This window comes from Dactylosporangium thailandense (assembly GCF_059739745.1).
Genome location: NZ_AP029195.1, coordinates 5277755 through 5302069, shown reverse-complemented (window position 1 = coordinate 5302069; position 24315 = coordinate 5277755). Strand labels below are relative to the sequence as shown.

At 72.3% G+C, this 24315-nt stretch carries 22 protein-coding genes; 17 read left to right on the top strand and 5 right to left on the bottom strand.

Annotated elements, in window-relative coordinates:
- Window positions 1-8 precede the first annotated feature (8 nt).
- From dgoD to AC6JBM_RS23005, 8 genes are all read left to right on the top strand, one after another.
- Entirely contained in the window at window positions 9-1154 is a 1146-nt protein-coding gene (dgoD, locus tag AC6JBM_RS23040) for a galactonate dehydratase (RefSeq protein ID WP_497985642.1), read from the top strand.
- Entirely contained in the window at window positions 1148-2971 is a 1824-nt protein-coding gene (locus AC6JBM_RS23035; RefSeq protein WP_497985641.1) for an exo-alpha-sialidase, read from the top strand. Before dgoD ends, AC6JBM_RS23035 begins: the two co-directional genes overlap by 7 nt.
- On the top strand, window positions 2972-3889 hold the full coding sequence (locus tag AC6JBM_RS23030; RefSeq protein WP_497985640.1) for a sugar kinase: 918 nt from the start codon (window positions 2972-2974) through the stop codon (window positions 3887-3889).
- 1 nt (window position 3890) lies between these two features.
- Entirely contained in the window at window positions 3891-4481 is a 591-nt protein-coding gene (locus AC6JBM_RS23025) for a bifunctional 4-hydroxy-2-oxoglutarate aldolase/2-dehydro-3-deoxy-phosphogluconate aldolase (RefSeq protein ID WP_497985639.1), read from the top strand.
- A gap of 26 nt (window positions 4482-4507) precedes the next feature.
- Window positions 4508-6682 (top strand): alpha-galactosidase, encoded by a 2175-nt coding sequence (locus tag AC6JBM_RS23020; RefSeq protein ID WP_497985638.1) that lies wholly within the window; start codon window positions 4508-4510, stop codon window positions 6680-6682.
- Between the two features lie 157 nt (window positions 6683-6839).
- Complete coding sequence (locus tag AC6JBM_RS23015) at window positions 6840-7931, top strand: glycoside hydrolase family 19 protein (protein WP_497985637.1); 1092 nt, start codon at window positions 6840-6842, stop codon at window positions 7929-7931.
- Window positions 7932-8081: 150 nt separating this feature from the next.
- Entirely contained in the window at window positions 8082-8588 is a 507-nt protein-coding gene (locus AC6JBM_RS23010) for an RNA polymerase sigma factor (protein WP_497985636.1), read from the top strand.
- Entirely contained in the window at window positions 8575-9135 is a 561-nt protein-coding gene (locus tag AC6JBM_RS23005) for a permease-like cell division protein FtsX (RefSeq protein WP_497985635.1), read from the top strand. The genes AC6JBM_RS23010 and AC6JBM_RS23005 overlap by 14 nt, the downstream gene beginning before the upstream one ends.
- A gap of 90 nt (window positions 9136-9225) precedes the next feature.
- Here AC6JBM_RS23005 and AC6JBM_RS23000 read toward each other — a convergent pair whose 3' ends face one another.
- Together AC6JBM_RS23000 and AC6JBM_RS22995 are read right to left on the bottom strand one after the other, a co-directional pair.
- The gene (locus tag AC6JBM_RS23000; RefSeq protein ID WP_497985634.1) at window positions 9226-9696 is read right to left on the bottom strand and encodes a hypothetical protein; all 471 of its coding nucleotides are present in this window, start codon (window positions 9694-9696) and stop codon (window positions 9226-9228) included.
- 120 nt (window positions 9697-9816) lie between these two features.
- Window positions 9817-10464 carry a TetR/AcrR family transcriptional regulator gene (locus AC6JBM_RS22995; protein ID WP_497985633.1) on the bottom strand — a complete coding sequence of 216 codons (648 nt, stop codon included), beginning with the start codon at window positions 10462-10464 and terminating at the stop codon, window positions 9817-9819.
- Between the two features lie 119 nt (window positions 10465-10583).
- Between AC6JBM_RS22995 and AC6JBM_RS22990 the strand changes: the two genes are divergently transcribed.
- From AC6JBM_RS22990 to AC6JBM_RS22980, 3 genes are all read left to right on the top strand, one after another.
- Complete coding sequence (locus AC6JBM_RS22990) at window positions 10584-11156, top strand: hypothetical protein (RefSeq protein ID WP_497985632.1); 573 nt, start codon at window positions 10584-10586, stop codon at window positions 11154-11156.
- A 519-nt stretch (window positions 11157-11675) separates the two neighbouring features.
- Complete coding sequence (locus tag AC6JBM_RS22985) at window positions 11676-15044, top strand: ThuA domain-containing protein (RefSeq protein WP_497985631.1); 3369 nt, start codon at window positions 11676-11678, stop codon at window positions 15042-15044.
- Between the two features lie 80 nt (window positions 15045-15124).
- On the top strand, window positions 15125-16429 hold the full coding sequence (locus AC6JBM_RS22980; protein ID WP_497985630.1) for a sugar phosphate isomerase/epimerase family protein: 1305 nt from the start codon (window positions 15125-15127) through the stop codon (window positions 16427-16429).
- A gap of 86 nt (window positions 16430-16515) precedes the next feature.
- Here AC6JBM_RS22980 and AC6JBM_RS22975 read toward each other — a convergent pair whose 3' ends face one another.
- Both AC6JBM_RS22975 and AC6JBM_RS22970 read right to left on the bottom strand, forming a co-directional pair.
- Complete coding sequence (locus AC6JBM_RS22975; RefSeq protein ID WP_497985629.1) at window positions 16516-17703, bottom strand: ABC transporter permease; 1188 nt, start codon at window positions 17701-17703, stop codon at window positions 16516-16518.
- A complete protein-coding gene (locus AC6JBM_RS22970; RefSeq protein WP_497985628.1) occupies window positions 17690-18760 on the bottom strand; it encodes a peptidoglycan-binding protein in 1071 nt (356 codons plus the stop codon). The genes AC6JBM_RS22975 and AC6JBM_RS22970 overlap by 14 nt, the downstream gene beginning before the upstream one ends.
- 99 nt (window positions 18761-18859) lie before the next feature.
- Between AC6JBM_RS22970 and AC6JBM_RS22965 the strand changes: the two genes are divergently transcribed.
- Window positions 18860-19603, top strand: coding sequence for a response regulator (locus tag AC6JBM_RS22965; RefSeq protein WP_497985627.1), 744 nt, complete (start codon window positions 18860-18862; stop codon window positions 19601-19603).
- On the opposite strand, the gene AC6JBM_RS22960 is transcribed toward AC6JBM_RS22965, so the two are convergent.
- Window positions 19574-20170: a class I SAM-dependent methyltransferase gene (locus AC6JBM_RS22960; RefSeq protein ID WP_497985626.1), complete on the bottom strand. Its 597-nt coding sequence runs from the start codon at window positions 20168-20170 to the stop codon at window positions 19574-19576. The two genes, AC6JBM_RS22965 and AC6JBM_RS22960, sit on opposite strands and share 30 nt — an antisense overlap.
- Window positions 20171-20300: 130 nt before the next feature.
- On the opposite strand from AC6JBM_RS22960, the gene AC6JBM_RS22955 reads away from it, so the two are divergent.
- From AC6JBM_RS22955 to AC6JBM_RS22935, 5 genes are read left to right on the top strand one after another with little or no spacing between them, the layout of a single operon-like run.
- The gene (locus tag AC6JBM_RS22955) at window positions 20301-21506 is read left to right on the top strand and encodes a sensor histidine kinase (protein ID WP_497985625.1); all 1206 of its coding nucleotides are present in this window, start codon (window positions 20301-20303) and stop codon (window positions 21504-21506) included.
- The gene (locus AC6JBM_RS22950; protein ID WP_497985624.1) at window positions 21506-22183 is read left to right on the top strand and encodes a response regulator; all 678 of its coding nucleotides are present in this window, start codon (window positions 21506-21508) and stop codon (window positions 22181-22183) included. Before AC6JBM_RS22955 ends, AC6JBM_RS22950 begins: the two co-directional genes overlap by 1 nt.
- Window positions 22184-22234: 51 nt before the next feature.
- Window positions 22235-22816, top strand: coding sequence for a dihydrofolate reductase family protein (locus AC6JBM_RS22945; RefSeq protein ID WP_497985623.1), 582 nt, complete (start codon window positions 22235-22237; stop codon window positions 22814-22816).
- Window positions 22817-22874: 58 nt separating this feature from the next.
- Complete coding sequence (locus tag AC6JBM_RS22940) at window positions 22875-23420, top strand: DUF4760 domain-containing protein (RefSeq protein WP_497985622.1); 546 nt, start codon at window positions 22875-22877, stop codon at window positions 23418-23420.
- 34 nt (window positions 23421-23454) lie between these two features.
- Window positions 23455-24237, top strand: coding sequence for a hypothetical protein (locus AC6JBM_RS22935; protein WP_497985621.1), 783 nt, complete (start codon window positions 23455-23457; stop codon window positions 24235-24237).
- Window positions 24238-24315 lie beyond the last annotated feature (78 nt).

The following is a 24315-nucleotide window of genomic DNA, read 5'->3' as shown; positions in this document are numbered from 1 at the left end:
GCGCGCCAATGAAGATCGTCAAGGTAGCGACATACCGGGTACCGCCTCGATGGCTGTTCCTCGCGGTGTCGACCGATGAGGGCATCACCGGCTGGGGCGAACCCGTCGTCGAGGGCCGCGCCGAGACCGTGCAGACGGCGGTCGCGGAGCTGTCCGACTACCTGATCGGCAGCGACCCGCTGCGGATCGAGGACACCTGGCAGGTCTTGACCAAGGGTGGCTTCTACCGTGGCGGGCCGGTGCTCTCCAGCGCCGTCGCCGGCATCGACCAAGCGCTGTGGGACATCGCCGGAAAGGTCCACGACGTGCCCGTCTACGACCTGCTCGGCGGGCCGGTCCGCGACCGCGTGCGCATCTACGGATGGATCGGCGGTGACCGGCCCACGGCGCTCGCCGAGGACGCCGAGCGGCAGGTCGCCGCCGGTCTGACCGCGGTGAAAATGAACGGCTCCGAGGAGCTGACCGCGATCGACACGCCCCGCCAGCTGGACCGGCTGGTCGAGCGGGTCACCGCGGTACGCGACGTGCTCGGGCCCGACCGGGATCTCGCCGTCGACTTCCACGGCCGGTACTCGCCCGCGATGGCCCGCCGTGCCCTGCCGTTGCTCGAGCCGCTGCGCCCGATGTTCGTGGAGGAGCCGGTGGTGCCCGAGCTCTCCGCCGACATCGGGCGCATCGCGGCAGGCACCAGCATTCCGATCGCCACCGGGGAGCGGCTGTACTCCCGCTGGGACTTCCGTGACATCCTGGGCGCCGGCGTGGCCGTCGTCCAGCCGGACCTCTCCCACGCGGGCGGCATCTCCGAGGTGCGCCGGATCGCGGCCATGGCCGAGGCGTACGGGGTGAGCGTCGCGCCGCACTGCCCGCTCGGCCCGATCGCCCTGGCGGCCTGTATCCAGGTCGACGTGGCCACGCCCAACTTCCTGATCCAGGAACAGAGCCTGGGAATCCACTACAACGTCGGCTCGGACCTGCTGGACTACCTCGCGGACCGCTCGGTGTTCAGCGCCCGGGACGGTTACCTCGACCGGCCCACCGGTCCCGGCCTGGGCATCGAGATCGACGAGGCCGAGGTGCGCCGGGCCGCCGAACATCCGCATCGATGGCGCAGCGCCATCTGGCGGCACACAGACGGGAGCCTCGCGGAATGGTGAGCATCGCTTCTCCACAGTTGCCGGACGACCCGCAGCAGGCACGCGCGGACGACCGGCTGTTGACCGCGGGATCGGTCATCCAGGCGGACGGATACTGCGACCAGCCATACGTGGTCGTCGCGGCGGACGGTGCCTGGGTATGCGTCGTCACCAGCTCCGCCAGCCACGAAGGGGACCCGAGCCAACGCATCGTGTCGCGCCGGTCCACCGACCAGGGGCGCACGTGGAGCGACCCGGTGGACGTCGAGCCACCTACCGGCCCCGAAGCGTCGTGGGCGGTGCCGCTGGTCCTGCCCAGCGGCCGGATCTACGTCTTCTACACGTACAACTCGGCAAACCTGCGCGAGGTCATCACCGACACCGGGACCAGTCCCCGCGTCGACACACTCGGCGACATGGTCTTCCGCTATTCCGACGACAACGGCCGGACCTGGTCCACGGACCGCTACACCGTGCCGATGCGGACCTTCGACATCGACCGGACCAATCCGTACCAGGGCCAGGTCCTGTTCTGGTGGTCGGTGGGCAAGCCCGAGATCGTCGGGGACGCCGTCTACATCGGCGCGTCGAAGGTCGGCGGGTTCCGTGAGGAGCGCCTGGGCTTCCAGCGCACCAGCGAGGGCTTCGTCATGTGCAGCACCAACATCCTCACCGAGCCCGATCCGGCCCGGATCACCTGGACCACCCTGCCCGACGGCGCGGTGGGCCTGCGGGCGCCACAAGGCGACGTCGCCGAGGAACACAAGGTGATCGGGCTGAGCGACGGCAGCCTCTACTGCACCTACCGGACCGAGGTGGGCGTGATCGCGGAGGCGTACAGCCGCGATGGCGGCCACAGCTGGACCGCGCCCCGGCCGGCCACCTTCGCGACCGGCCGGCCGATCAGGAACCCGCGGGCCGCCACCTTTGCCTGGGCCTGCGGCAACGGCCGGTACCTGCTGTGGTTCCACAACAACGGCAACACCTGGTTCGGCACCTACCGCAACCCCGCGTGGCTGTCCGGGGGCGTCGAGGTCGACGGCGTGATCCGCTGGTCCGAGCCGGAGATCGCCGTCTACGCCGACGACCCGCAGACCAGCATGAGCTACCCCGACCTGGTGCACGACGGCGACCGGTTCTGGGTCACCGAGACCCAGAAGTCGGTCGCCCGGGTTCATGCCCTGGACCCGGGCCTGCTGGACGGCCTGTGGTCACAGCACCACCGCTCCGGGGTCCCGGACGACAGCCTGCTGCTGGACTACAGGGCCGGCGGTCCGGTGCCCGGGCCGGTGACGCTGCCACGGTTCCAGCTGCGCCGCGGGAACTGGCGCATCGAGGACGGCCGCGCCGGATTCACCCTCGACGCCTGGCTCACCGTCAACGACCTGTCCCCGGGCCGGATGCTGATCGAGCAGCGTGATCCGGCCGGGGTCGGCTTCGCGCTCAGCCTCGCCGAACGGGGCCGGCTCCGGCTGACCCTCAACGACGGCCGCCGGGAGTGCGGCTGGGTGTCGGAACAGGACACGCTCACCGCCGGGCGTCGCGCCCATGTCGCGATCATCGTGGACGGCGGCCCGAAACTGATCCTGTTCGTGGCCGACGGCCGGTTGCAGGACGGCGGCGACGAACGGCCCTACGGCTGGGGCCGGTTCTCCGCCGACCTGCGTGACGTCACCACCGGCGCCGACGTCGTGCTGCACGGCCGCGACCGCGACGAGGTCGAAACCCTGCGCATCCACGGGCGGGCGCTGCGGGTCTCCGAGGCCGTCGCCGCCTATCGCGCCGGACCGGCCGCCGTCGGCGCCGGTGCGGCGCCGCACCTGACCGGGAGGGCCTGAATGGCCGGTCCCTCCCCGCTCGTGGTGTGCGTGGGCGAGACGATGGCGCAGCTGAGCGCGACTCCGCCCGAGAGCCTCGCCGACGCGCGGCATCTCGCCCTGGATGTCGCGGGCGCGGAGTCCACCGTCGCGCTCTACCTGGCCCACCTCGGGCACCCGGTCGCATGGGTCTCCCGCGTCGGGCTCGACCCGTTCGGCACGCGCATCGAAGCGCTGCTCCGCGCCGCCGGCGTCGACACCAGCTGGGTCACCGGCGACCCGGGACGACCGACCGGCGTGTACTTCAAGGACCCGGCGCCCGGCGGGACGGCCGTCCACTACTACCGGGCCGGATCGGCCGCCTCGGCGATGACGCCCGCCACGGTGCCGGACGACCTGCGTGCCGCGGTCCACACGTTGCACATCACCGGGATCACGCCGGCACTGTCGGACACGTGCGCGGCGATGACGCTGTCGTTGATGGACCCCGGCCCGGGGCGCGGCTACACCGTCGCCTTCGACGTGAACTACCGCGCCGCGCTGTGGCGGCATCGCGACGCGAGCGGCGAGTTGCTTCGACTGGCCAACCTGGCCGACGTCGTCTTCGTCGGCCTGGACGAGGCACGCCTGCTGTGGGGGAGTGCCACGGCCCGTGAGGTTCGTAGCCTCATCGACGCGCCCGCCGAGCTGATCGTCAAGGACGGCGGCGTCGGTGCCACGGCATTCGTCGGCGCCGACGAAGTGTTCGAGCCCGCCGTCCCCGTGGAGGTGATCGAGCCCGTCGGCGCCGGTGACTCCTTCGCCGCCGGGTACCTCCACGAACGCCTGCGGGGCACGGCGCCCCGAGGGCGAATCCAGACCGCGCACCGCCTCGCGGCGGCCGTACTGCGGACCACCGCCGACTTCGTGCCGCCGGCCACCACGCTCGGACCGGCGTGACATGGGCATCGACAACTCGTGGTTCGCGCACGGCTTCCGCGCCACGCCGTTCATGGCGATCCTGCGCGGCTTCGGCCCGCAACGCACCCTCGACCTGGCCCGTCAGGCATGGGCGGGCGGCATCGACCTTGTGGAGGTGCCCGTCCAGCGCCCGGGGGATCTGGAGGTCCTGGGCGCCCTGGCCCGCGAGGCGGACCGCCTCGGCCGGCACGTCGGCGCCGGCACTGTGCTGACCGTCGACCAGGTCGACGCCGTCCGGCGCGCCGGTGCCCGATTCATCGTGAGCCCCGGGCTGGACCGGACGCTCGTCGCCCACGCGGCCGAGTCGGGAATCCCCGCACTACCTGGCGTTGGCACCGCCACCGAGGTCAACGAGGCCATGAAGCTCGGCCTGACCTGGCTGAAGGCATTCCCCGCCGCCAGCCTCGGCAGCTCCTGGATATCCCAGCTGCGCGGCCCCTTCCCGGACGCACACTTCGTCGCCACGGGCGGGATGGACCTCGACAACGCCCAGGCGTTCCTCGATGCCGGTGCGAAGGGCGTCGCCATCGGATCGGCCGTCGAGCGGTTCGTCCGGAGTAGACCGCAATGATGCCGGAACCTCAGGAGAGCAAGCCCGTGCCGACTGACCATCACGGACACGTCCACCTGTGCAACGGGGGCGTCAGCGTCGTCTTCGCTCTCGAGTCCAACCGCCTCCCCGCCGTCGTGTACTGGGGAGGAGAGCTTCCGGCCGCGACAGCCGGGGAAGTGGTCGCGACCGCCGCACCCGCGGTACTCAACAGCTCCTTCGATCAGCCCCGATCGGTGTCGATCGCGCCGACGACGTTCCAGGGCTGGTCGGGCACGCCGGCGCTCGTCTGCCACCGTGGCGGGGTGCCGGCATCGCGGGTCGCGCTGGTGGCGGTGGAAGCGGACCGGACATCCGCCGCCTTCACGCTGCGCGATCATGCCCTCGGCCTGGGTATCCGCCTCGAGTACAGGATCGACCCGGCGGGCGTGCTGACCGCGCTCGCCCGCATCACGAACCTCGCCCCGGCGGGCGAGCCCGTCGACGTCGGCGCCGTCCGGATCCTGCTGCCGGTCCCGGCGCGGGCGGCCGAGCTGCTGGACTTCACCGGGCGGTGGAGCGGGGAACGACGCCCACAGCGCTCGCCGCTGACCGACGGGACCCGGCTGCGGGCATCACGCCGCGGCCGGCCGGGGCACGACGCGGCGTTCATGACGGTGATCGGCACGCGCCATTTCGGGTTCAGAGGCGGGGAGATCTGGGCGGTCCACGTCGCCTGGAGCGGCAACTCCGAGCAGCTCGTCGAGCGTCTGCCGGAGGGAGCCGGTAGCCTTACGACGCTGATCGGCGGGGCCGAATTGCTGGAACCCGGCGAACTGCGACTGGCACCCGGCGAGGAATACACCGGGCCGCCCGTCCTGTTCGCGTGGTCGGACGGCGGGCTCGACGGCATCTCGCGGCGGTTCCACCAGCATGCCCGGGCCCGGCCGAACCACCCGTCGAGTCCTCGCCCGCTTGTGCTCAACACCTGGGAAGCGGTCTACTTCGACCACGACCTTCGCCGGCTCACCGACCTGGCCAAGCACGCCGCCGCCGTTGGCGTCGAGCGCTTCGTGCTCGATGACGGCTGGTTTCGGGGGCGCCGCAGCGACGCGGCCGGGCTGGGTGACTGGGCCGTCGACACTGAGGTATGGCCGCGCGGCCTGGCCGAACTGGCCGACCTCGTGCACGGACTCGGCATGCAGTTCGGTCTGTGGGTCGAGCCCGAGATGGTCAACCTCGACTCCGACCTGGCTCGCGCCCATCCTGAATGGATTCTTGGCCTCGACGACGCCATGCCGCTGTCCTGGCGCCACCAGTTCGTCCTCGACGTCGCCCAGCCCGGCGCATGGTCGTACCTTTTTCGGTCGATCGATGAGATCGTGTCCCGCTACCAGGTCGACTTCCTCAAGTGGGACCACAACCGCGACGTGCACGGCGCGGTCGACCGCGCGAGCGGCGCTCCGCGCGGACGCGCGCAAACCCTGGCCGCCTCCGAACTCATGGACGCTCTCACCCGCGCCCACCCGGGCCTGGAGATCGAGGCGTGCGCCAGCGGCGGCGGCCGGGCCGACCTCGGCATCCTCGCCCACGCGCACCGGGTCTGGACCTCGGACACGAACGATCCGATCGAGCGGCAGTGGATTCAACGCTGGACCGGACTGCTCCTTCCGCCGGAGGTCGTCGGCGCGCACGTGGGGCCGGCGCGGGCGCACACGACCCACCGGGAGTCGAGCCTGTCGCTACGGCTCGCGACCGCTCTGTTCGCCCACGCGGGCATCGAGTGGGACCTCACCGCCTGCTCCGACGGCGAGCGTGCGACGCTCACGGCGTGGGCTGCGCTCTACCGGCAGCTGCGGCCGTTGCTGCACGGAGGCGTCACGGTCCATGCCGACGACCTCGACGACGGGGCCGTACTGGAGGGCGTGGTGAGCGAGGACGGCCGCCACGCGCTGTTCGCGTGGATGCGGATCGGGACAAGCGCGACCGCGCACACACCGCGCGTACGCTTCCCCGGCCTGCGCCCCGATGTGGACTATGCGCTGCGCACCCGTACCGAGATCGGCCCGGCCAGCCGCCACCAGGTGGCCGACCCGGCCTGGTTCCCGGCACCCGGCACGAGCGCCGCGGTCTCTGGCGGATTGCTCACCGGGGCCGGTGTGCCGCTGCCCCAGCTGAACCCCGGCCAGGTGCTGCTCCTGGAGCTCCTGGCGGGCGCCGAGCCGTGTGCCGGTGGGGCGTAGCGCGCCGGGATCAACGTTCGTGTCCGCCGTTCTTCCCCGTGGTAGCACATAGTAATCAGATAAGAGTATTTACAAAATGCTAAGTCTTGTTTACTAATTGGTATGGACACCCGTCCATGCATCTATCGCCCGCGCCCTACGGGAAGGTAGCTCCTCCATGCCCAAAAAACGTCTCCTCGCGCTCGTCGCCACGGCGGGCCTGGCGATCGCCGGCGCCGCGGCGGCGATCCTGCCGACGGTCTCCGCCGACGCGGCCGTCGCCTGCGTGCCCGCCTACGTATCCAGCCAGGTGTACACCGGCGGCCAGCAGGCCTCGTACAACGGCCACAACTGGACCGCCAAGTGGTGGACGCAGTACGAGACCCCGAGCACCGGCGGGTCCGGCGTCTGGGCCGACAACGGCAGCTGCGGCGGCAGCACCGGCGGCGGTGGCGGCGGCACGACCACGTGCAACTACCCGAACTGGGTCGCCGGGCAGTACTACGCGGTCGGCGCGATCGTGCGGTACACCAACGGCCTGTACTACCAGGCGACGCACGAGAACCCCGGCTACGACCCGACGATCAGCACCTGGTTCTGGTCGCCCTACGGCTGCAACGGCGGTGGCGGCGGAGGCGGTGGCGGCACCACGACCGGCTTCGTGGTGAGCGAGGCCCAGTTCAACCAGATGTTCCCGAGCCGCAACGGGTTCTACACGTACGCCGGGCTGGTCGACGCCATGAAGAAGTACCCGGCGTTCGCCACGACCGGCAGCGACACCGTCAAGCGCCAGGAGGCCGCCGCGTTCCTGGCCAACGTCAGCCACGAGACCGGCGGGCTGGTCTACATCGACGAGATCAACACCGCCAACTGGCCGCACTACTGCGACACCAGCCAGCCCTATGGCTGCCCGGCCGGCCAGTCCGCCTACCACGGCCGCGGCCCGATCCAGCTGAGCTGGAACTTCAACTACAAGGCGGCCGGCGACGCGCTCGGCGTCGACCTGCTCAACAACCCCAACCTGGTCGCCACGAACTCGTCGATCTCGTGGCAGACCGGCCTGTGGTACTGGATGACCGGCACCGGCAACGCGGGCACCACGTCGCACAACGCGATGGTGAACGGCCAGGGCTTCGGCACCACGATCCGGGCCATCAACAGCATCGAGTGCAACGGCGGGAACCCGGCGCAGGTGCAGAGCCGCGTGAACCTCTACAACCAGTTCGTCGGCATCCTCGGTGTCCCCGCGGGCGGCAACCTCAGCTGCTGACCCGTACCCCTGTCGCATGACACCGCCGGCCGCGCATGCAGCGCGGCCGGCGGTTGTGCTGATCGACGCCGTTCGGCGGCTTGCACTCTGAGCCGGACGGAAACCTGCCTGTGACGTTCCGCGCGGGTCGCGCGTGATGTAGGTATGAGGATGAGCCGGGCTGACCGTGACGGGTTCGCCGAGTTCTACGCCGTGCAGTTCCGGCAGATCGCCGCGCAGCTCAGCGTGTACCTCGGCGACCTCGACGAGGCGCGCGACGTGACCCAGGAAGCTTTTGTGCGGGCCTGGCAGCGCTGGGACCGTATCGCGGGCTACGAGGAGCCGGCCGTCTGGGTCCGCAGGGTGGCCTGGAACCTCGCTACCTCGCGCCTGCGTCGCTGGCGCGTCGCCCGGCGGCACCAGGTCCTCGAGGTCGTCGCGCCGGTGCCCGGTCCCGAGCCGCACGCGGTGGCGATCCGCGCCGCGCTCGCCGGCCTGCCCGACGGTCAGCGACGCGCCGTCGTCCTGCACTACCTGGTCGGGCTGCCCGTCGCCGAGGTCGCCGACGTGTGCCGCGTCCGTGCCGGGACCGTGCGGACATGGCTGTACCGCGCCCGGCTCACTCTTGCCGTCAGCCTTCGCGACTTCCGAGAGGTGCACACCGATGCTGGACTCTGACACCGACCAGGTGCTGCGCGTCGCGCTGCGCGCCGAATACGACCTGTCCTACGAGGCCCTGCGCCCCGGCGGCGTCGAGGCGGTCCGCGCCGCCGCCGTCCGTGAACACCGGCGGCGGGCGGTCGGCGCCGCCGGTCTCGTCGCGCTGCTCCTGCTCGGCGGCGTCGCGGGTTGGTGGATCGCCGGCTCGGCGCCGCCGGCGCAGACCGCCGCGCCCCGGTCCTGCGAAGGGCCGGGTACTGACGTCAGCGTCTTCCTCAAGCAGGGGACCACCGATGAGCAGCGGGCCGAGGTGCGTACTGTGCTGGAGAGCTCGGCCGAGGTGTACTGCCTGCGGTTCGAGGACCAGATCACCGCCTGGCGAAACTTCCAGCGCCAGTTCAGCGACGCGCCGGACCTGGTCGGCGCCACGAAGCCGGAGAACCTTCCCGAGTCGTTCCGCTTCCGCGTCGCCGACCGCGCCGGGGCCGACGCGATCGAGCGGCTCGTCGCCCCGCTCGGCGGCGTGTCCGACGTGGTCTGCGGCTGCCAGCTCCGACCGAGCTGACATCGGCCGGCGAGACGCCGCAGGGTTGCGGTGGGCCCGTTCACCGGACGGTGGCCGGCATGCTGGGCCGGGCGCGGCGGAGCCTGCCGGTCACCGGCCCGCGGATCGCAGGCGCCCGGCGCGGGTCTTCGCCAGGTTGCGGACCCGCTTCGTGCGGCCGGCTTCGCCCAGCACCGCCAGAACCGCGGCTGAGTCGGCCTCCTCGACGAGTTTGCGCTGGAGCCAGTTGGACGCGGCCGCCAACGCCTCCCGATCCGCCGGCTCGCCGGACTGCAGCGCCTTGAACAGGGCCCATTCCTGCACGCGCCGCGCGATGAACCCATCGGCGCCCACCGCGCCCACCACCGGCTCCGCCCACGCGGCGAACGACGCCGCCGAGCTCAGCCCCTCGGCACGAGTGTCCACAAGAGACATCAACACCGACTCCGCCATGAGCCGGTCCGGCTCGGTGAGCAGGGCCGCGAGCAGCGCCGGGTCGTCACCGGGCCCGCTCTCCCGCACGGCGGCGCTGAGCTGGCGGAATCGGGCATGCCCGTCGGCCGGATCGTCGTTGGAGGTCACCCCGCGAGGGTACCGGCGCGAAACGCTGCGACCCAGCCTGTCGGGGCCATCGCCGGCGCGGCGGACGCGGCCACGACACCGTACCAAGGCGAGACATTTACCGTGGTCAGCGCGGCGGGTTCACGAGGGCGGCCGGAGCGTCGCGATGCCGGCCAGGATGAGATCGACGCCGGCGAGGAACTGGGCCCGGTCGTCGTGCGCGCGCAGCTGGGCGGCGACGGCGCGGGCGAACGGGTACTCGGCCGGATCCAGGTCTGCCCAGCGCGCCGCCACGGTGCCGATCACCTCGGCCCGGCTCGTGCCCGGGGGCTGCGAGCGGGCGTTGGCCGCGTTCTGCCCCGCGACCCCGAGGATGTAGTTCAGCAGCGCCGACGCCGCGTCGAACTGCGCCGCGTCCGGTACCCCGAGCGCCCGCACCTGCTGCCCGATGCGCTCGAACACCCGCAGGGTCGTCGCCTGGGACGCGAGGCGGGCCAGCTGGGTGCCGATCCACGGGTGCGCGTCGACCGCGTCGAACACGCCCAGCGCGAGCGTGCGGATCGCCTCCCGCGGCGGGTGGGCGGCGGCGTCGGCCGCGAGGGCGTCGGCGAGCACGGCGTCGGTGGCGGCGACGAGCAGGTCGCTCTTGTTCGCCACGTGCCAGTAGATCGCGCCGGGGCCGGTCCGCAGCCGCGCGCCGAGGGCCCGGAAGTTCAGGCCGTCCTCGCCGTCGGCGTCGAGCAGCGCGACGGCGGTGGCGACGATGCGCTCCCGTGACAGGGCCCCCATGCGCCCATCCTGACATGGCTGGAACGCCGTTCCAAGGCGCCACGATGAGCAAGATCACGTCATGGGGTACGCGCTGGTGGGGCACCATGATCGAAAAACGGCGCTCCAGGAAGTACACGATGAAATTCCGGCAGATCGTCGACGGCATCGCGACCACGCTCACCGCCGCCGGCTTCGAGGAAGTCCGGCCGCATCCCTCGTATGCGGCGGCGACCCACGTGGTGTTCGTGCGCGCGGAGGCGGACGAGCTGCTGTCGGTCGCGTTCGAGCCGATGCGCAACCCGCCCGGCCGCTACGACTTCACGGTCCGGCTGCGCGCCGCCACCGCGAACTGGATCCGCTTCGCGGCCCTCGAGCGCCCCGACGCCCCGGCCGAGGCGCACGCGAACCTGTGGGAGCACGCGCTCGGCGTCCTGCCCGGCTTCGAGGGCATCGGCCACGAGATCTGGGCCGTGGTGGAGGGCGACGATGTGGTACCGCTGCAGGCGGCGCTGTCCCGTGAGCTCGCCACGCGGGCGCTGCCCGGCATGCGGGCCGAACTGCGCCACCTGCACGCCATCGAGGACGCCGTCCGCCGCGGCGACGACGCGACCGCCCAGCGGCTCGTGAACGCCCCGCGCAGCCGCAACCTCTGGCACGGCGCCGGGCCGGAGGTCCGCGCCTTCATCGCCTGGCTCCGGCAGGGCCGGTAAACGCTGGCTCAGGCATTGTGGTCGTCTGCGACCTGGCTATCTGCGTTATTCATTTCGCAATCCGGCCAACAGCATTCGTGCATTCGATGACCAGGCCGTAGATGGCCCTGGGTGCTTTGGCGCGACCTGATGAAACGGACAATACGCAGGCCCGGGGCCGCTGGCCTAGGCTTTTACCTGGGAACATGAGAACTTTTGACATTCTTAACAGAAGTTCGCGTCCGCGATGGAAAACTTTTGTCGGCAGTCCTCTATCTTTCGATAATCGCGGCGGATAGGGTCGCGGCTATGCGTTGATCGAGTCAGCGCCAGCCGGTCCCACAGCATCCCGGCGGGCGCTGGGCGCAGCTCGGTACGACGCCGTCCGTAATTGTCACGCCAGGACTCTGGCGTACGCCTTCCCTCCAGGCGTACTGCACCCACACCCGAGCCGACCCCCTGGTCGGACGTGCCCGCCTAGCCGCCACCCCCGGCTCGGCGAACCCCGGCACGCCCGGCAACACGCACGGAGGAGGTTTCATGTTCAACGCACCAGGCCGGCGCCGCGCCGCGTTCGGCGGCGTGCTCGCCCTCAGCGCTGCACTGCTGACGGCCGCGCCACCCGCGCCGGCGCTCGCCGCGCCCGCCCCGGAGAGCAACGGCAGCCAATTCAAGGTGCTCGCCTTCACCAAGTCCGCCGGTGCGCCCAGCCCGGCGACCACGGCCGGTGTCGACGCGCTCAAGCAGCTGGGCAACCAGCTGCGGTTCACGGTCGTGAGCACCGACGACGCCGGCAAGTTCGACCGCGCGCACCTGCAGCAGTACCGCGTCGTGGTGTTCCTCAACACCGAGGGCGACGTGCTCAACGCGGCCCAGCGCAGCGCGTTCGAGGAGTACTACCGGGCCGGCGGCGGCTTCGTCGGCGTGCACTCGGCGATCGAGACCCAGAAGGACTGGTCGTTCCTCACCGACGTCCTCGGCACCCGCGCATCCGGCTCGTCCGCCGTCACGCAGGCCAGGATCAAGGTCGCCGACCGGGTCCACCCGGCCTCGAAGGACCTGCCGCTGTCGTGGAACCGCACCGACCAGTGGTACAACTTCACCTCCAACGTGCGCGGCTTCTCGCACGTGCTCGCGACCGTCGACGAGACCACCTACGCCGGCGGCTCGATGGGCAACGACCACCCGATCACCTGGTGCAAGGACTACCAGGGCGGGCGCTCCTTCTACACCGGCCTGGGCGCCACCGCCGCCAGCTTCGGCACGGCGGACCTGCGGGCGCACCTCGGCGGCGCGATCCAGTGGGCCGCCGGCCGGACCGACGGTGACTGCGGCGCGACCGTGCTGGCCAACTACCAGATGGACACCATCGCGGCCCCGCCGAACCTCGGCGAGCCGATCGGCTTCGACGTGATGCCCGACGGCCGGGTCCTGCAGACCGACCGCAGCGGCATCCTGCGGATGCACGACCCCGCGGCCAATACCAGCCACGTGCTGGCCCAGATCCCGGTCTACACGGCGAGCGAGGACGGCCTCTACGGCCCGGCCATCGACAACGACTTCGCCAACAACCACTGGGTGTACCTGTACTACTCGCCCCGGACCCAGGACGCGCCGTTCCCGGCGACGACCCCCACGGCGAACTCCCCGACGACCGGCGCCGACCCGAGCGTGTGGGATCCGTGGAAGGGCTACTTCCAGCTGTCGCGGTTCAAGTTCGTCGACGGGCCCAGCCCGAAGATCGACCTCGGCACCGAGCAGAAGATCCTGAAGGTGCCGGTCGACCGGGGCGCCTGCTGCCACGTCGCGGGCGACATCACCTTCGACTCGAACAACAACCTGTGGATGGTGACCGGCGACGACACCCCGGCGGGTGGCGGCAACTCCGGCGGCTTCGCCCCGTTCAACGACATGATGACGACGACCGGGCAGTACAACGCGCCCTACGTCGACGCCCGGCGCTCGGCGCTGAACACCAACGACCTGCGCGGCAAGATCCTGCGCATCAAGGTCCAGGACGACGGCTCGTACACGATCCCGTCGGGCAACCTGTTCACCGGCAATGAAGAGGGCGGCGGCAAGACCCGGCCCGAGATCTACGCGATGGGCTTCCGCAACCCGTTCCGCATCACCGTGGACAACGCCGGCGTCGCCTACGTCACCGACTACTCGCCGGACTCCTCGACGCCGCAGGTGTACCGCGGGCCGGCCGGCACCGGCCGGATGGAGATCGTGCGCAAGCCGGCCAACTACGGCTGGCCGCTGTGCTACTCGCCGAACCTGCCGTACTACCGGTGGAACTTCAACACCTCGACGCCGCTGGACGAACCCGCGCAGGCGTTCGAGTGCAACAACCCCGACCACGGGCCGGCCAACACCTCCCGCTGGAACACGGGCCTGACCTACGCGCCGCCGGTCGCGCAGCCTGACATGTGGTACTCCTTCCAGGACAACAACGCGGCCAACCCGCTCGGCACGCCCTGCGCGGCCTACTACATGCAGAACCCGCCCGGCAAGTGCCCGCAGCTCTTCCCCGAGCTCGGCACCGGGGGCGTCGGGCCGCACGGCGCGGCCAAGTACGACTACGACGCGAACAACCCCAACCCGACGAAGTTCCCGGCGTACTACGACCAGTCCATCTTCTTCGGCGAGTTCACCCGCGACTACCTGCGGGAGATCCGGCTGGACGGGTCGGGCCAGGTCTTCAAGATCAACGATCTGCTCAGCTGCGGCCAGGGACCCCAGACGCCGGCCCGTCCGTTCCTGTGCGACAACCCCATGGACATGAAGTGGGGCAAGGACGGCAGCTTCTACCTGCTGACCTACGGCGACGGCTTCTTCACGGCCAACCCCGACGCGCTGCTGGTGAAGTTCAGCTACGTGAAGGGCACCCGGCCACCGGTCGCGAAGCTCGCCGCGACCCCGACCGACGGCGTCGCCCCGCTGACCGTCGCGTTCTCCAGCGCCGGCTCGAACGACCCGGACCCGGGTGACTCCATCAAGTTCGCCTGGGACTTCGACGGCAACGGCACGGTCGACTCGATCGATCCGAACCCGACGTTCACGTACACCACGAACGGCGTCTACACCGCACGGCTCACGGTCACCGACTCCAGCGGCAAGACGGCGTCGGCGAACACGACCATCACCGTCGGCAACACCTCACCGACGGTGCGGGTCAACGTGCCGGTCGAGGGCGGGATGTTCGCCTTCGGCGACACGATCCCGTTCAACGTGACGGTCACCGACCCGCAGGACGGGGCGATCGACTGCTCCCGCGTCCAGGTGACGTTCGTGCTCGGCCACGACAGCCACGGCCACGCCGAATCCACCGCGACCGGCTGCTCCGGAACGCTGCCCACGCTCGAGGAGGACAACTCCCACGGCGGCAACGTCTTCGGCGTCATCAGCGCCTCCTACACCGACAAGGGCGGACCCGGCGGCGTGCCGGCGCTGACGACGGTCGCGCAGACGACCATCCGGCAGAAGAAGCAGGAGGTCGAGTTCGCCGTCGACCAGTCCGGCACGACCACCGCGGCGACCACCGACACCGGCGGCGGGCTGCAGCGCAACGGCATCGGCAGCGGCGACTGGATCGCGCTCAACGGCACGATCAACCTGCAGAACATCAACTCGATGACGCTGCGCACGTCGGGTGGCAGCGGCGCGGCGGGCACCGGGTCCGTCGAGGTCCGCATGGACGCGGTCGACGGGCCGGTGCTGACCACCGTCACGGTCGCGCCCACCGCGAACGCGACCACCTACGCCAGCCAGACCTTCCCGATCACCGATCCGGGCGGCGCACACCGGCTCTACCTGGTGTTCCGGCCGGTCGCGGGTGGGCCGACGAACAACTTCTTCAACCTCAACTGGGTCGAGTTCGGCGGCCAGGGCGTGAGCACGCCCTAGCACCGCACCGGGGCGGGGTCCGTCACCCCGCCGGGCCCCGCCCCGGTCTGAACCACACGCACATCAACAGAGGAGCAACCGTGTCCAAACACCTCAGCCGCCGCCGGTTCATCGCCGGCGCGGGTCTCACGGCGGCCGCCGCGTTCACCCCGCTCGGTCCGGCCTCCGTCTTCTCCCCGACGTCGGCGAGCGCGGCCAACGGCCGGCTCATCCCCGACGGCAAGGTCGGCACGATCACCTACACCCAGCGCGACGTGCCGACCCGCATCGGCATCGCCGCGAGCCGCGCGCTCGGCGTGTCCCCGACGATGGGCTACCTGGGCGGCCCGAACTTCCCGAACGACCTGAGCGACCTCGGCCCGCTGGTGCCGCTGCCGGGCGGCTGGCTGGAGCTGTTCGAGTTCCTGGCCAAGTGCGGCTACAAGCAGATCGAGTTCGCCGGCTACGGCCAGCACGCCTCCAACCCGGGCGGGGCCGCGCCCAACCCGGCGCCGAACAACGTGACCACCGCGGAGTCGCGCGCGGCCTACCTGGCCTACGCCCGCACCCTGCGCGGCTTCCTCGACGCGTTCGGCCTGCAGGCCATCGGCAACCACGGGTACGTTCCGAACACGTGGAACGGCCCGGGCAGCGCCGGCGGCAAGATGACCACCGCGGACTACGACCGGCTGCAGACCGAGCTGGAGTTCGCGTCGATCCTCGGCATGCCGTTCATGGGCACGGGCAGCGACCCGACGAGCGCGAACAACCGCAACATCGAGCCGTGGACCCTCGCGGGCGAGAAGTGGCAGGCGCTGAACGAGATCGCCGTCGGGCAGTGGGGCATTCACATGTACACCCACAACCACTCGCCGGCGTACAACTTCCTGCAGGACGGCCCGATGGTGACCGTCACGCAGGACCGCATCACCGGTGCGCCGATCGCGCCGACCCAGGTCCGCGGCGAGTCCGGCAAGCGGCTCATGCAGCACTACCTCGACATCACCGACCCCAGCCTCGTCGTCATCGAGATGGACGTCTACTGGGCGCACGTGGCGCAGCACCAGCACCGCTGGCGCTACGACTGGAACGGCAACCGCGTCGAGGACATCTTCGACCCGACCGCCCAGGTCGCCAAGCAGACCCAGCGGTACGCGCTGTTCCACGCCAAGGACGGCGACGCCACCGGCCAGCCCGACGGCGTGGGCGACGGCTACAGCTGGATCCCGTTCGGTGACGCCCGCAGCGACATCAACTACAAGGGCTTCTACCGCGGCATCGGCGCCAAGGGCTACCACAACTCCAACTACGAGCAGGACAACGCCCCCGGCGGCAACGCCGACCCGGGCCAGTCCCTGCGCTTCTCCAAGATCAGCGCCGCGGGCATGAAGGGCCTGCGCGGCTGATCCCAGCCGCGAGAACAGGGCCACTGACGCGACGGTCCGGGGGCGGCGCCCCGGACCGTCGCCGGCCTGTGCGCGGACCCGTTCGTTCAGGCGGTGCGTAGGGCGTCGGTCGGCGGCAGGCGCGCGGCTCGCAGCGCCGGATACAGGCCCGCCACGGCGCCGGTGGCGACGGACACCAGCAGCGCACCGCCGAGCGACTCGGGCGGGAGCAGGGTCGTCCAGCCGCGCGCCGTCGCCAGGCCCGCGGTGACCGCCCCGCCGAGCGCGATGCCCGCCAGCCCGCCCAGCGTCGACAGGATCACCGACTCGGTCAGGAACTGGGCCGCGACATGGGTCCGGGTGGCGCCCAGGGCCCGCCGCAGACCGATCTCGGTGCGGCGTTCGAGGACGGCGATCACCATGACGTTCGCGATGCCGATCGCCCCGACGAGCAGGGCGACGGCCCCGAGTCCCAGGATCAGGCCCGCGCCCGCCCGCTGGACCTGCAGCTGGGCGGTCAGGGCGTCCGACGGGCGGCTCACCGACACGTCCGACGGGTGCTCGGGGTCCGCCGTCGGCGCGAGCAGCCGGGCCACGGCGGCGGTGTGCTCGGTCTCGGCGCGCACGTAGATCCGGCTCGGGTGGCCGTCGTAGCCCAGCAGGTGCCCGGCCGAGGCGAAGGACACGAGCGCGGCCTGGTCGATCTCCGGCGCCAGGACGAACGGCCGCAGGATGCCCACCACCGTGTACCAGTGGCCGCCCAGCCACACGCGGTCGTTGCCGGTGACGTCGGTGATGCCCAGCGTCGTCGCCGCGTTGTAGCCGAGGACCGTCACCGGGGACTCGTCGTCGGCCAGGAAACGGCCGGCCAGCAGGGCGCCGTCCAGCGTGGCGAGCAGGGTCGCGTCGGCGGCCCGCACCGAGCGGCTGCCGGTCCGGCCGAACGGGGTGTGGTCGTTGCGGTACACGTTCGCGTCGGCGATGCGGGCCGTCGGGGCCACCGCCGCCACGTGCGGCAGCCGGCCGATCATCGCGGTCGCGGTCGCCGGCAGCACCTGCTCCGCGCCGGAGCCGTTCATGCCGTTGGCGACCGTGAGCAGGTTGGTGCCGAGCCGGTCGATCTGGGCCAGCAGGGCCGACTGGCTCGAGCGGGTGACGCCGAGGACCGCGACGATCGACGCGATGCCGATGGCGATGCCGAGGCCGGACAGCACCGCCCGCAGCCCGAGCGGGCCCGCGGGCGGCAGGTCGCGGACGCGCAGCCGGCTGCGCAGGGGCCGCTCACGCGTCGTCACGGGGCACCCGCACCTTCTGCCCCTCGGCCAGGCCGTCGCCGCTGACCTCGACCGTCGCGGTCAGATCGTCGAACAGGCCGGTGCGGACCGGGACGCGCCGGGTGCTGGCGCCGTCGACGACGATGACCTCGTACCGCCCGTCCGCGACGGCGTTCAGCGCGGCGATCGGCACCGTCAGCACGTTGTCGTGCCGCGCGCGGATGACCCAGGCCGGCACCGTGGCCCGGTCGGCGAGGCCGGTGAGGCCGGTGAGGTCTCCGTCGACGCGCACGGTCACCGTGACGGTGGGCGGGTTCTGGTCGCTCGCGGCGGCGACGGTGCGCACCGTGCCGTTGCGCGTCTTCGAGCCGGGCAGCGTGACCAGGACGGCGTCCCCGGCCTTGACCCAGCCCAGCTGCGAGGCGGCAGCGGTGAGGAGCACGACGGGCTCGTTCCTGGTGGCGTACTCGACCGGCGCCCCGGCCGCGACCGGCGCGCCGAGCCGTAGCTCGTGGCCGCTCACCCGGATCGGCCCGGGCAGGAACGCGACCGACCCGAGCGGCAGCTCGCCGGTCACCGCCCCGCGCCCGGCCCGTTGCCATCGCCGGATCGCGTTGGAGGTGGCGCTCGTGAACCGCCGGTCGACGGTCAGCCCGTCGCCGAAGCCGAGGTCGCGCAGGTTCGTCTCCAGCTGCTCGACGTCGGCGCCGTCGGTCATCCCGCCGGAGAAACCGCGCCAGGCCGGGCGGTCCCCGTAGAGCAGCGCCACGGGGCGGCCGTCGACCTCGTACACGGCGTCGCCGGCGTTGACGACGGTGCCGGTCGGCGGCAGCCACGTGAGCGTGCCCTCGCCCGACCCGGGCACGACGAAGGCGTCGGCGTACCCGAGCGTGCCGTTGACGAACTGCCGCTCGGCGACGCTCGCGCGGGTCACCCCGGCGGTCGAGGTGCTCACCGCGGCCGGCTCCGGCGGCCCGCCGGGCGGCGCGAGCTGGCGGGCCGTCACCAGGGCGGCGGCGCCCGCGACGCCGGCCAGCGCCACGCCGGTCACGACCTTCGTCGTTCGGCTCACGGTCATGGCAATACGATCGCCCGCACCGCCGCCCGGCGCTCCCCCCAAAGGTTGGCGGTGCGGCACCGCCCTTTGCGGGAGGCCCCGCGGACTACCCTGGGCCGCATGGTCAGGGTGCTGATCGTCGATGATCACGAAGTCGTACGGCAGGGACTGCGCTTCATGCTCGCCCAGGAGCCCGGGCTCGAGGTCGTGGGCGAGGCGGCCGACGGCGTGCAGGCGCTCGCCGAGATCCGCCGGTGCCGCCCCGACGTGATGCTGCTCGACCTGATGATGCCGGGCCTGGACGGCCTCGGCGTGCTGCACGCGCTGGCCGGCACCGAGCCGCGGCCCGCGGTCATCGTCCTCACCTCGCTGCGGGACGAGCAGCGGGCCATGGAGGCCGTGCGGGCCGGCGCCCTGTCCTACCTGCCGAAGACCACCACGGCCGACCGCGTCACCGAGGCGATCCGCGCCGCGGCGACCGGCGGCAGCGTCCTCGACCCCGGTGTGGCCGCCGCGCTCGTGCAGGGGCCGTCGGCCGCCCCGCCCTGGGCCTGGTCCTCACCGCCGTCACCGCAGCCGCCTCGCCGGTGTCGTGCTGGCGGGCGGGTGGGCTGGCGGGCCCACGAGCGCGACGGGCGCCTCGGCCGCCTCTCACCCCGCGAGCGCGACGTGCTCGTCGAGGTCGCCCACGGCCGCTCGAACCGGGAGATCGCCCGGTCGCTCGCGCTGGGGGAGCAGACGGTGAAGTCGCACGTGTCGAGCATCCTGACCAAGCTCGACCTGCAGGACCGCACCCAGGCCGCCATCTTCGGCCTGCAGCACGGCCTGGTCGCGCTAGGCGAGGCCCTGCGCGGCGATCGCTGAGACCCGCGGCGCGGCGGCGCGGTGCACGAACGCGGGCGGCAGGTTGCGCCACACCACCCGGCTCGTTCCCGTGCGGCCGAACCGCTGCCGGAGCTCGTTCGCGAAGCGGCGGCCGGGCGGCGTCCAGGCCGCGTGGGCGTACGCGAACGTGGTGAACGCGCCGGTGGGCGTGAGCACCGCGGTGACCGCGTCCAGGATCCGCCGCCGGACCGGCTCGGCCATGACCGTCCACGGCAGCCCGGAGACGACCACGTCCACCGGCCCCGGCACCAGGCGCGCCACGTCGGCGGCGGAGCCGTGCACGACCTCGACCGGCCCGCCGCGGTAGCGGTCGGCGAGGCGCCCGGCGAGATGGCCGTTGAGCTCGATGGCGACGATCCGGGTGCCCGGCGCCACCCGGCCGAGGATCGCGTCGGTGAACACGCCGGTCCCGGGGCCCAGCTCGACGACGGTCCGGGCCCGCTCCAGGCCGATGCCCTCGGTCATCTGGCGGGCGAGCGCGGGCGAACTGGCGGCGACCGCCCCGGTCAGCAGCGGGTGCCGGAGGAACTCGGTGAGAATGGACATGTCCGGGACGCTAGGGACCATGATCGTCGCCGGTCGTCCGGCCACCGGGCGGTCGTCGTCCTACCGCGGGAGGACCCGTGTCGCCGAGCGGGAGGACGCCCGGCCAAGCCCCGGTCGGTACGGTGGGGCGGTGTTCGCAGTGAGGTGGCGCCCGCGCGCGTGGGCCGGGATCGCCACCGCGGCGCCGGCCGTGCTCCTCGCGGTGCCCGTGATCGTGGACCCGCCGACCGACCGGCCGTTGTGGGCGGCCGTCGTCCTGGCCGGGCTGCTCCTGCCGCTGCTGTGGCGCCGCCGCCGGCCCGGGGCGATGACCTCGATCGCCCTCACCGCCGCCTGGCTCGGGCTGCTCACCCACGCCTGGGCGGAGCATCTCCCGGCCGCGCACCTGTCGCTGCACATCATGCTCTACACGCTGGTCGTGCGCGGCCGTCGCCGGGCGGCCCTGCTCGCCGGGGCCGCCGTCGCCGCCTTCTTCGCCGCCTGGTCCCTCACCGCCGGGGCCGGCCCGGACGCGGCCTGGGGCGTGCTCACCTACGGCCTGTCGATCGCCACGGTCTGGCTGCTCGCGGAGTGGGTGCACGCCCGGCGCGCCTACATCGCGTCGATCGAGCGGCGGGCGGAGCTGGCCGACTCCGAGCGCCGGGCGCTGGCGCGGGCCGCGGCCGCCGAGGAGCGGACGCGGATCGCGCGGGAGCTGCACGACGTGCTCGCGCACAGCGTGAGCGTCATGGTCGTCAACGCCGAGGGCGCGCAGCTGATGCGGCACACCGACCCGGCCGTGGTGGACCGGACGCTGCAGTTCGTGAGCACCACCGGGCGGGAGGCGCTGGGCGAGCTGCGCCGCCTGCTGGCGGTGCTGGAGGCCGGCGGGGCGGTGGTCGCGCCGCAGCCGGCCCTGGCCGACCTGCACCGGCTCACCGAGGGGCTGCCCGGAGCCACCCTGCGCGTCACCGGCAGCGGTGCCGGCGTGCCGGCCGGGGCCGCGGTGCAGACGTACCGGATCGTCCAGGAGGCGCTGACCAACGTGGTCAAGCACGCCGGCGCCGGGGCCTCCACCGAGGTCACTGCCGAGGTCACAGTCGACCTGGGCGCGCCCGGGCCGCAGCGGGCGATCCGCATCGAGGTGCGCGACGACGGGACCGGGGCGCCCGGAACCGTGCCCGGGCTGCCGTCGTCCGGGCGCGGGATCGCGGGGATGCGCGAGCGCGTGGCGATGTTCGGCGGGACGCTGGACGCGGCCCCGCGAGCGGAGGGCGGGTTCCGGGTCGTCGCCGTGCTGCCCCTCGGGCCGGCCGTCACAGCGATTCCACAGGCGGCGGGCGACAGTATGGGCTGATGGGGGACCGGTCGCCGTCGCGGGTGCTGATCTGCGACGACCAGGAGATGATGCGGGTGGGGCTCCGCATGGTGGTGGAGAGCCAGCCGGACCTGACCGTCGTCGGCGAGGCCGGCGACGGGGTGGAGGCGGTCGCCGCCGCCGTCGAGCACCGGCCGGATGTGGTGCTGCTGGACGTACGGATGCCGGGTCTGGACGGTGTGGCGGCGGCCGGCCGGATCCGCGCCGCGCTGCCCGCCACCCGCATCCTGATGGTCACGACCTTCGACCTCGACGAGTACGCCTTCGCGGCGCTGCGGGCCGGCGCCGACGGCTTCCTCGTGAAGGACGCGCCCGCCGCGGAGATGCTCGTGGCGATCCGGGGCGTGCTGCGCGGCGACCCGATGGTCTCGCCGTCGGTCACCCGGCGGCTGCTGGAGCGCTACGTGACCGCGGGCGCCGGCCCGCTGCCCGACCCGCGCCTGGAGCGCCTGACCGACCGGGAGCGGGAGGTGCTGGGCCTGGTCGCCCAAGGGCTGAGCAACGCCGAGATCGCCGAGCGGCTCCACCTCGGGGAGACCACGGTGAAGACCCATGTGAGCCGGATCCTCGGCAAGCTCCAGGTGCGCGACCGCATCGGCGCGGTCGTCCTCGCGTACGAGAGCGGAGTGAGCCGGCCCGGCTCCTGTCGTCCTTGACAGCCTCAATATAGTAGTTGCGGATTGCAATCACTATGGGAAGATGGGCTGATGGGCCGCTTCGTGTACTGGATGAACGTGTCCCTCGACCTGCGGATCGAGCAGGTGCCGGGGGACAACGGCGCGGGCGAGTGGCTTCGCATCACCGAGGCGCTGCACCGCGACTTCAACGCGCGGGCGCGGGGGCTCGCGGCGATGGTCCAGGGCCGGGTCATCTACGAGACGATGGAGGAGTACTGGCCGCGGGCGCGCGAGGACGTGTCGCTGCCGGACTTCATGCGCGAGTACGGCGAGATCTGGACCGACGCGCCCAAGGTGCTCGTCTCCCGCACCCGCCACAGCGCCGAGCACAACACCCGGATCTTCGGCGGCGACGACGCGATCGACCAGCTCGCCGCCCTGCGCGCCGAGACCGACGGCGACATCGGCGTGGGCGGCGCGACGCTCGCCACCCAGCTGCTGCGCGCCGGGCTGCTCGACGAGCTGGTGCTCTACACCCATCCCGCGATCCTCGGCTTCGGCCGCCCGCTCTTCGACGACTACGACATGCCGATCGACCTCGCCCTGCTCGAGCAGCGCTCGTTCGAGCAGGGCGTGACGATGCACCGCTACGCGATCCGCAACGAGCCCTAGCCCTAGCCCTAGCCCTTGCCGCTGTTTCATACAGTCGGCTCATGAGCGAAGGGCTCCGGTGACCACGACCATGGTGCTGAACCTCGCGACGCTGGCGATCTCCCTCACGGCGCTCGTCATCTCCATGCTCCTGACCCTCCGGCAGCTGCGCGTGGCCAGCGGCGGCAACCATCTGCCGGTGGTCCTGAACGCCTTCCGGGAGACGCGGGGCGCGGCCTGGTTCGAAGCGCAGGAATACGTGCTGACGGACCTGGCCGGGGACTACGAGCGCGACGGCGGTTTCCGGGGACTGCCGGAACCGGCTCGCACTCACGCCAACACCATCGGCCTGTTCTACGACGACCTGGGCAAGCTCGTCGCCCACGGCATGATCGACCAGAACCTGGTCATCGGCGCCTACGGGACGAACATCGTGCGCCTGTGGGACGCCCTGGCCCCGTACGTCTACGCCGAACGCCGAAACCACGGACTGCACTTCTGGATCTACTTCGAGGACCTCGCGGCCCGGACGGCCGCCCGGCATCCCGAGACCGTCTACGCCGCTCTGGGCCTGCGTTCGCGCCCGCCGGGCCCGGAGCCGGACGCGCTCGAGCCGGTCGGCTGACCCGCCTACGCTGAACGCGGCGGGGTGGTCGGCGGTGGCACGCGCGCACGTGGAGTACCGGGCGCAGCAGGGGCTCGACCTGGCTCTGCGCATGTCCGCCGCGGGCGAGCACGCCTGGGCGATCGACGCCGCCAAGGACGCCGTCGAACTGCTCACCCCGGACGCCGACCGGCATCCCGCCGCGCTGGCCCGGGCGCTCGCCGTCCGTGCCGCCTGCCTGCATGTCCGCGGCCGCACCGAGGACGCCGCCCGCGACGCCGCCGCCTGCGACCGCCGCTTCGCAGAAGCCCTTTCCCGCGGCAGCGCCGGTGCCGACCAGTTCGACGATCTCGCCGACGCCGCGGTCAACCTGGCGGTCGCGGGCCGGGACGAGCGGGCGGCGGCGCTGATCGACCAGTGCCTCGAGCGCCGCCGCGCCGCCGTCCGCCGCACGCTGTCCAGGGCCGTCGCGGCGGTGGGGACCGTCGCCCGCCTCCACCCCGCGGACTACCTCCCCGATGCCGTCAACATCGGCCGCGTCGCCGCGAAGGCCCGCGCCGCCCGCGCCGAGGCCGAGATCCGCCGCCTGGCCGGTACCGATGACCCGCGCCGACTCACCCGGGCCTGGGGCGCGCTCGCCAACGCCCGCTGGCAGTCCGGCGGCCGCCGCAGCGATGCCCTGCAGGCTCAGCGCACCGCCCTGGCCGCCGCGCGCCGCTGGGCCGAGGCCGACCCTTCGTCCGGCACCGCCGACCTCGCCGTCACCATCGGCCTGCAGACCGACGCCGAGGCCGCCCGCGCCGAGGCGGCGACACTTGACCAGCGCGAACGTGGTTGACCGAACGGTCTGTTTCCGGACATCTCGCCCCATCCGGTGGTGTCCGGCACGTCCGGCCGCTCGTCCTGACGTCGTGTC

Bases quoted from the DNA above. Each gene is read 5' to 3' on its own strand.
- dgoD (WP_497985642.1), top strand. From the start codon at position 9: ATGAAGATCGTCAAGGTAGCGACATACCGGGTACCGCCTCGATGGCTG.
- AC6JBM_RS23035 (WP_497985641.1), top strand. From the start codon at position 1,148: ATGGTGAGCATCGCTTCTCCACAGTTGCCGGACGACCCGCAGCAGGCA.
- AC6JBM_RS23030 (WP_497985640.1), top strand. From the start codon at position 2,972: ATGGCCGGTCCCTCCCCGCTCGTGGTGTGCGTGGGCGAGACGATGGCG.
- AC6JBM_RS23025 (WP_497985639.1), top strand. From the start codon at position 3,891: ATGGGCATCGACAACTCGTGGTTCGCGCACGGCTTCCGCGCCACGCCG.
- AC6JBM_RS23015 (WP_497985637.1), top strand. From the start codon at position 6,840: ATGCCCAAAAAACGTCTCCTCGCGCTCGTCGCCACGGCGGGCCTGGCG.
- AC6JBM_RS23010 (WP_497985636.1), top strand. From the start codon at position 8,082: ATGAGCCGGGCTGACCGTGACGGGTTCGCCGAGTTCTACGCCGTGCAG.
- AC6JBM_RS23005 (WP_497985635.1), top strand. From the start codon at position 8,575: ATGCTGGACTCTGACACCGACCAGGTGCTGCGCGTCGCGCTGCGCGCC.
- AC6JBM_RS22995 (WP_497985633.1), bottom strand. From the start codon at position 10,464: ATGGGGGCCCTGTCACGGGAGCGCATCGTCGCCACCGCCGTCGCGCTG.
- AC6JBM_RS22990 (WP_497985632.1), top strand. From the start codon at position 10,584: ATGAAATTCCGGCAGATCGTCGACGGCATCGCGACCACGCTCACCGCC.
- AC6JBM_RS22985 (WP_497985631.1), top strand. From the start codon at position 11,676: ATGTTCAACGCACCAGGCCGGCGCCGCGCCGCGTTCGGCGGCGTGCTC.
- AC6JBM_RS22970 (WP_497985628.1), bottom strand. From the start codon at position 18,760: ATGACCGTGAGCCGAACGACGAAGGTCGTGACCGGCGTGGCGCTGGCC.
- AC6JBM_RS22965 (WP_497985627.1), top strand. From the start codon at position 18,860: ATGGTCAGGGTGCTGATCGTCGATGATCACGAAGTCGTACGGCAGGGA.
- AC6JBM_RS22960 (WP_497985626.1), bottom strand. From the start codon at position 20,170: ATGTCCATTCTCACCGAGTTCCTCCGGCACCCGCTGCTGACCGGGGCG.
- AC6JBM_RS22950 (WP_497985624.1), top strand. From the start codon at position 21,506: ATGGGGGACCGGTCGCCGTCGCGGGTGCTGATCTGCGACGACCAGGAG.
- AC6JBM_RS22945 (WP_497985623.1), top strand. From the start codon at position 22,235: ATGGGCCGCTTCGTGTACTGGATGAACGTGTCCCTCGACCTGCGGATC.